The organism is Moorena producens 3L (assembly GCF_000211815.1).
GTDB classification, from domain to species: Bacteria; Cyanobacteriota; Cyanobacteriia; order Cyanobacteriales; family Coleofasciculaceae; genus Moorena; species Moorena producens.
Window position 1 is genome coordinate 70,406 of record NZ_GL890851.1, and the last position, 6,000, is coordinate 76,405.

General features: G+C 43.9%; 4 protein-coding genes. All 4 read right to left on the minus strand.

All coding sequences use genetic code 11. The features are described from left to right. Nucleotides 1–59: 59 nt before the first annotated feature. Complete coding sequence (locus tag LYNGBM3L_RS10840) at nucleotides 60–1,256, minus strand: SLC13 family permease (protein WP_008182369.1); 1,197 nt, start codon at nucleotides 1,254–1,256, stop codon at nucleotides 60–62. A gap of 195 nt (nucleotides 1,257–1,451) precedes the next feature. Next, on the minus strand, nucleotides 1,452–1,904 hold the full coding sequence (locus tag LYNGBM3L_RS10845; protein WP_008182370.1) for a cupin domain-containing protein: 453 nt from the start codon (nucleotides 1,902–1,904) through the stop codon (nucleotides 1,452–1,454). A 683-nt stretch (nucleotides 1,905–2,587) separates the two neighbouring features. After that, nucleotides 2,588–5,128 (minus strand): endopeptidase La, encoded by a 2,541-nt coding sequence (lon, locus tag LYNGBM3L_RS10850; RefSeq protein WP_044492647.1) that lies wholly within the window; start codon nucleotides 5,126–5,128, stop codon nucleotides 2,588–2,590. A 155-nt stretch (nucleotides 5,129–5,283) separates the two neighbouring features. Further along, nucleotides 5,284–5,760, minus strand: a complete 477-nt coding sequence (locus LYNGBM3L_RS10855) for a nucleoside deaminase (protein ID WP_044492630.1) — start codon at nucleotides 5,758–5,760, stop codon at nucleotides 5,284–5,286. Nucleotides 5,761–6,000 lie beyond the last annotated feature (240 nt).

A 6,000-nucleotide genomic window follows, 5' to 3' on the forward strand; every position in this document is an offset into this window, starting at 1 on the left:
CCTTCCAACCTTCAACTTTCCAACCTTCAACCTTCTAACCTGCAACCTGTAACTTATAGTCACCCCAACATGATGCAAACCACCATTAAAACCGTTGAAAGTCCCTGCAATCCGATTTGTAAATTATCCCCTAGGAATTGAGATAATCCTGACGCAGCAAACCCTTTAGAAATTGCAATTCCACCCCCGAATAGCAGCAATATTCCCCAAGGAATTTTTACAGCGGTTTCCCAGTCTAGGAGGTTTATTTTATCCCCCGTCTCTGTTTTCACAGGAAGTATAAACATGATCACAGCAATTAGGGCAGCCACACTGGAATCATGAACAAAGTTAGCCACCCCCAGATAGGTTGCCCAACCAGTTAATGTAAAGGAACCGATGGTGATATCTGCCCTAAAAATCCACAACAATGCTGTTAACCCAAATAAAATGGCAACGTATTTTTCTCCCTGAGACATTTTTACCAGTTTCTGGACTTCTTTGTCTGGAATATTAAAATAGTCTGACGATAAAGTGTTATTATCAAGCTTTACTGTAATTTTCGTTAAATAGATCCAAGTTAACAAGATAAATATAAAAACAGCTGGCACTCCCACCATCATCCATTGATAAAATGTAATCGGGGTATTGTCTGGAAAATTTTCTTTTAATTGTGCCAGAAATATCAGGTTAGGTGGCGTCCCGATCGGGGTGCCAATCCCACCAATATTAGCGGCGTAGGCAATTCCCAGCATTAGCGAAGTTCCCAGAGTTTTACCTACATCAATTTTGGGATTGACAAGAGCCGTTTGTTCGATGATAGAGATAGCTATTGGCAGCATCATCAAGGTTATAGCTGTATTGGATATCCACATCGACAATACTGCTGTTGCTAGCATAAATCCCAAAATTAACCTGGTCGGTTTGGTACCAATAATGCTAATAATGTGGAAAGCAATCCGCTGATGTAGGTTATATTTTTCAACCGCTTTAGCAATAAAAAAAACTGTCATAAATAGCAAGACTACATCAGAAGCATAGGCGGAAGCAACCTCTTCAGCAGAAATAATTCCTAAAAAGGGAAATAAACCCAAGGGAATAATGGATGTGGCGGCAATCGGGATAGTTTCAGCAATCCAAAAAACTGCCATGAGAAGGGTTGATCCTAGCATTCTCACAGCAGTTGGTGGTAAATTTTCAGGGAATAATGCTGGAAAAAATGAAAGGAGCCAGCATAGGGTAAAAATACTAACTCCTAGGTAAAAGCTTTTTTTCATCAATAGGACTTACGCAGTAACTCTACTTCTATTAGTAAGATGCTTTCTTAACGAAGCCTACACTATAAGTGAGTTTGGAGTCCAGTTTTCCGTAAGTCCTGTTATTGCTGGATTGAACAATTCTGGGATTTTACTAAATACGAATTTATTAACAGTTCCAGATATCCAGCTATTTAATTATTCAACATAAATTATTCAGCAAGCTACCAACACATCTTGACGCCCAAGCACTCTCAAATCCTCTTCATCGAATTCAACCGGTGTACCACTGCGAACCAGTTCAGCAAAGTCCTCATTAGGCACCATCCAGCACAGGGTATATAAACGCTCAGTCCCAGTATTTCTAATTTCATGAATTCCTGTAGGCGGAACTAATAAAGTATCTCCAGTCCGCAGCGTAACGATTTTGCCATCACAGCTAGCTAGCCCTTGACCCTTGAGGATATAGAACATTTCTACTCCAATTTTATGATAATGGAGCGGAGTCTTTCCTCCTGGCTCAAAAATCTCTACACAAAATGTTATTGAAGCATTAGCACTGTCTGGATCAAAGACAATAGCTAAGCGATTTTTATCTTGGGGACTAATACGATAAGCTTGGTAGTCTTTGGGAGATCTAACTACGGGAATCATGCAACGATTATCCATGGTTGATTTATTACTGTTGAGGGTTGACTGTTGAGAAGTTAATTGAGAATTTAATTAGTTAAGTGCTTTGAGACTTGTTGGAGAATCTTTGAAAACTCAAAGCCAAGGATTGGTTAGGATTATAAGTGGTAACTTTTATTCAATAATTTTAGTCAATAATCTAGTAAGATAGTGGCAGCATAGTCTTTGAATAGCTGTAGTTTAGTTTATCTACCAATCCCTAGCTCTTAAATTTAAGATTATCTAAATTTTTTGGGGACGATTCACTTACATTCGGTAGAGTTTGTAAAGAAATATGAAATAGCCCTTGAATTCCCCTACACCCCACAGCCTATACTCCACATTTTTTTTGGGGCGATTGATTTACATCTGAGACAGTTTGTAAAGAAATATAAAATCGCCAGTGAATTATCCTAGATCCCACAGCCTATACTCTAACTCAACCAGCAATCTCTATTTGTTTCTAGGTAGGTAATAAATAGGGGTAGGTACTTAATCGCTAGGGGGTTGACAAAATTACCTTTTACCTGATTACTTTTAGGGTTTTCCATGGCGTCGCATCAGATAATCCAAGATTCGGTCTAATCTTTCCACAGCAGCATTAGTCGAAACCGGTTGCGGGCGCTAGTTGTTATTTTAGAGCCGTGAATCGTTCGATACTTGGAGTAAGTGATCCCTTGGATTCAATTACTAAACATCTGAAACAGTTTAGTTATCCTGTGATGACCATCCCGTGAATCTTGATGAGATTTTACTTCCTGTTGCTGGAGTAGGGCATTCTCCAACACTTGTTCAATGCGATCGCATAAAATAAATTCCATTTGGCTACGCACATCGTCCGGCACGTCAACTAGGTCTTTCTGATTCTGTTGGGGTAATAGCACTCGTGTGATACCAGACCGGTGCGCTGCTAACACTTTTTCTCGCACTCCACCAATGGGGAGTACTTCACCACTGAGGTTAATTTCTCCGGTCATGGCAGTATCCGTGCGTACCGATTGATTCATCAACAGGGATGCGATCGCTGTTACCATAGTTACCCCTGCAGAGGGTCCATCTTTGGGAATTGCACCGGCTGGCACATGGAGGTGTAAGCCATTATCTTTGAATGCACTCAAGTCAATTCCCACAGATGCAGCATGAGACCAGACATAGGAGCGAGCAATCTGAGCCGACTCCTGCATTACTTCCCCAAGCTGACCGGTGAGCATCAAGTCTTTACCCTGGGGTAAAAAGACAGCCTCAACAAAGAGGACTTCTCCCCCTTGGAGAGTCCAAGCCAGACCTGTGGCTACTCCAGGTTGTGTAGTTTTGCGGATCTGTTCGAGCAGAAAGCGCCTTGGTCCGAGTGACGCTTCCAACTGTTCCGGATAGATTGCCATTGGCTCAGTTTTACCATTGGCATACTGAACAGCAACTTTGCGGCACAGAGTCCCTAGTTGTTGCTCTAGTTTTCTTACTCCTGCCTCACGGGTGTAGTTTTCAATCACCTGGCGTAGGGTTTCTGTGGGTAGTTGCACAGCATTAGCTGGCAGTCCTGCTTTTTCGATCTGTCGAGGCAATAGATATTTCTGAGCGATCGCAATTTTCTCCTGTTGGGAATACCCGGATAATTCAATAATCTCCAGCCGATCTATGAGGGGAGGGGGAACACGAGATAGGTCATTAGCGGTACCAATGAAGATAATCTGGGACAGATCGAAGTCCAAATCCAAGTATAGGTCTCGGAAACTATGGTTTTGCTGCGGATCAAGGATTTCTAGTAAAACAGAGGCAGGGTCACCACGATAGTCCATGCCCACCTTATCCAACTCATCAAGCATAATCACTGGGTTCTTCACCCCAGCTCGATATAGCGCCTGTATAATCCGACCTGGCATAGCACCGATATAAGTGCGACGGTGACCCCGTAATTCTGCCTCATCCCGTAACCCACCCAGGCTGACTCGCTCGAAGGGACGACCCAAAGCATGAGCAATCGAGCGACCTAGACTGGTTTTACCTACCCCCGGAGGACCAGCAAAACAAATTACTGTACCGATGGTGTAGCGCTGATCTAGTTTCTGTGGCTGTTCAGCATCCCTTGTTTCGAGATCCTGCTGAGTCCAAGCCATTTGTTTGAGCTTGAAGGTAGCTAGGTGTTCGATAATACGTTCTTTAATTTTGGTCAGGCCATGGTGATCCGCATCAAGGACTTCCCTAGCATGTTGCAGATCCAGGTTGTCTTGCACCGTCTTGTTCCAAGGCATCTCTAACAACCAGTCGAGGTAAGTGCGAATCACTCCACCTTCTGCCGAGGCATTCCCAATACGTTCTAAGCGAGCTAATTCTCGTTTCGCTTGCTTTTGGGCAGTTTCCGGTAATTGGCCTTCCTTGATCCGAACCCGCAATTCCTCAATTTCCTGACTATCGGGATCCAGCTCACCTAATTCCTCTTGAATTTGCTTCAGTTGCTGGCGCAGGAAGAATTCCCGCTGCTGCCCCTCAATTTCCTTTTTCGTCTCTCCCAGAATTTCTCTACGCAGGCGCTGGACTTCTACCTCCTGCTTCAAATCCGCCAGCATTTGACGCAAGAGCATCTCCAGGTTTTCCTCCTCTAACACTGCCTGCATTTCCGGAACATCCTGCTGTAACAAGATGGAGGTCTGGTAAGCCAACTGTGCTGGATCATCGCTATGTAATAAGACTGCTAAAAGTTCTTCAGGGAAGTTGGAATTTAACATAGCAGCCTCTTGCCAAAGGGATTGAATCGCACTAGTTAGGGCTGCTAGGGTCTGTTGTTCTGTTCCTGCTGCGATCGCTGTTTCTGTAGTAACTTGAGGCAGGAGTTGATAGTTAACAGTGTAGGTGGGTTCGGTCTGAATTAATTGCTCAATTCGGACTCGCTCGAGACTTTCAATGATCAGTTGCACTGGTCCGATGGGTAGCCTGCTCATTTTTTTGACCACAGCCAGGGTAGCAACCGGATAGATCTCCTCGAGGCTATTAATTTCAGCTTTTTCGTCTTCCTCCAGTCGCCCCTGGGCTTCTGGGCGAATCGCAGCCACAATTAGCTGCTTGTGCTCAGTCAGCATAGTTGACTCAGCTACTGCCACAGAACGACGCCTACCTGCTACGATTGGCAGCGTAATCCCTGGCAGTAACACAATGTTGCGCAGGGGAAGTAGTAAGCTGGTTTCCAGCTGTTTGTCTTGCCTGGAAAATACGCTAGCAGTGATATCCATAAAACCTTCCTCTCCCATCGATTCACGTTCTGCCTTTCGCCATCTCCGGGATATTTTGGTTGCAGGGAGCAGGTAAGCAATCTCAACAGCTCACTTTAGCCTGTATTTCAATTTTATGGTATTTTTTTTATGTTTATATAGGCTAAACCCTATTATTAATATTCTACCTTATCGATTTTTTCTTGCCATTCTTGGAAAGCTCTCAACGCTTCATCCGGCATCAATTGAATTATTGGGAGTTTGCGATCGCTTATCGGCAAGTCCAATTCCTCGTAAATGAACTTGTCATCAAATCCAATTTGAGCGGCATCAGCTTTAGTATTGGCATAGTAAACTTTGTCTAGCCTAGCCCAGTAGATCGCCCCGAGGCACATCGGGCATGGCTCACAGCTAGTATAGAGTTCGCAACCGGTCAGTTGAAAAGTCTGTAAGACCTTGCAAGCATCACGGATAGCTACAATTTCAGCATGTGCGGTGGGATCATTAGTGGAGGTGACTTGATTATGAGCTTTGGCAATAATCTCTCCATCCTTGACAACCACTGCTCCAAATGGACCTCCCTTTCCAGAGCGAACGCTGATCACAGATAGAGCAATTGCCTCATTCATAAAGCGACTGTTAGGCTGTGTCATGAATTTCCATGGTTTAGAATTTTCGCTTTGCCATGATAGCTCAGTCGTCAGGAGCGCAATTTTTAAGAAGGTGGGTTACGGCGCTTTTAAAGACTGATTGATCATCGCTCAAATCCTGGCCGCGCCTAACCCACCCTACTGGGCTGACATCTCTAAAAATGTAAGTTGGCTTGAACGAAGGGAAATTTGAAGAAGGTGGGTTACGGCGCTTTCAAAGACTGATTGATAATCCCTCAAATC

Bases quoted from the DNA above. Each gene is read 5' to 3' on its own strand.
- LYNGBM3L_RS10855 (WP_044492630.1), bottom strand. From the start codon at position 5,760: ATGACACAGCCTAACAGTCGCTTTATGAATGAGGCAATTGCTCTATCT.
- LYNGBM3L_RS10840 (WP_008182369.1), bottom strand. From the start codon at position 1,256: ATGAAAAAAAGCTTTTACCTAGGAGTTAGTATTTTTACCCTATGCTGG.
- LYNGBM3L_RS10845 (WP_008182370.1), bottom strand. From the start codon at position 1,904: ATGGATAATCGTTGCATGATTCCCGTAGTTAGATCTCCCAAAGACTAC.
- lon (WP_044492647.1), bottom strand. From the start codon at position 5,128: ATGGATATCACTGCTAGCGTATTTTCCAGGCAAGACAAACAGCTGGAA.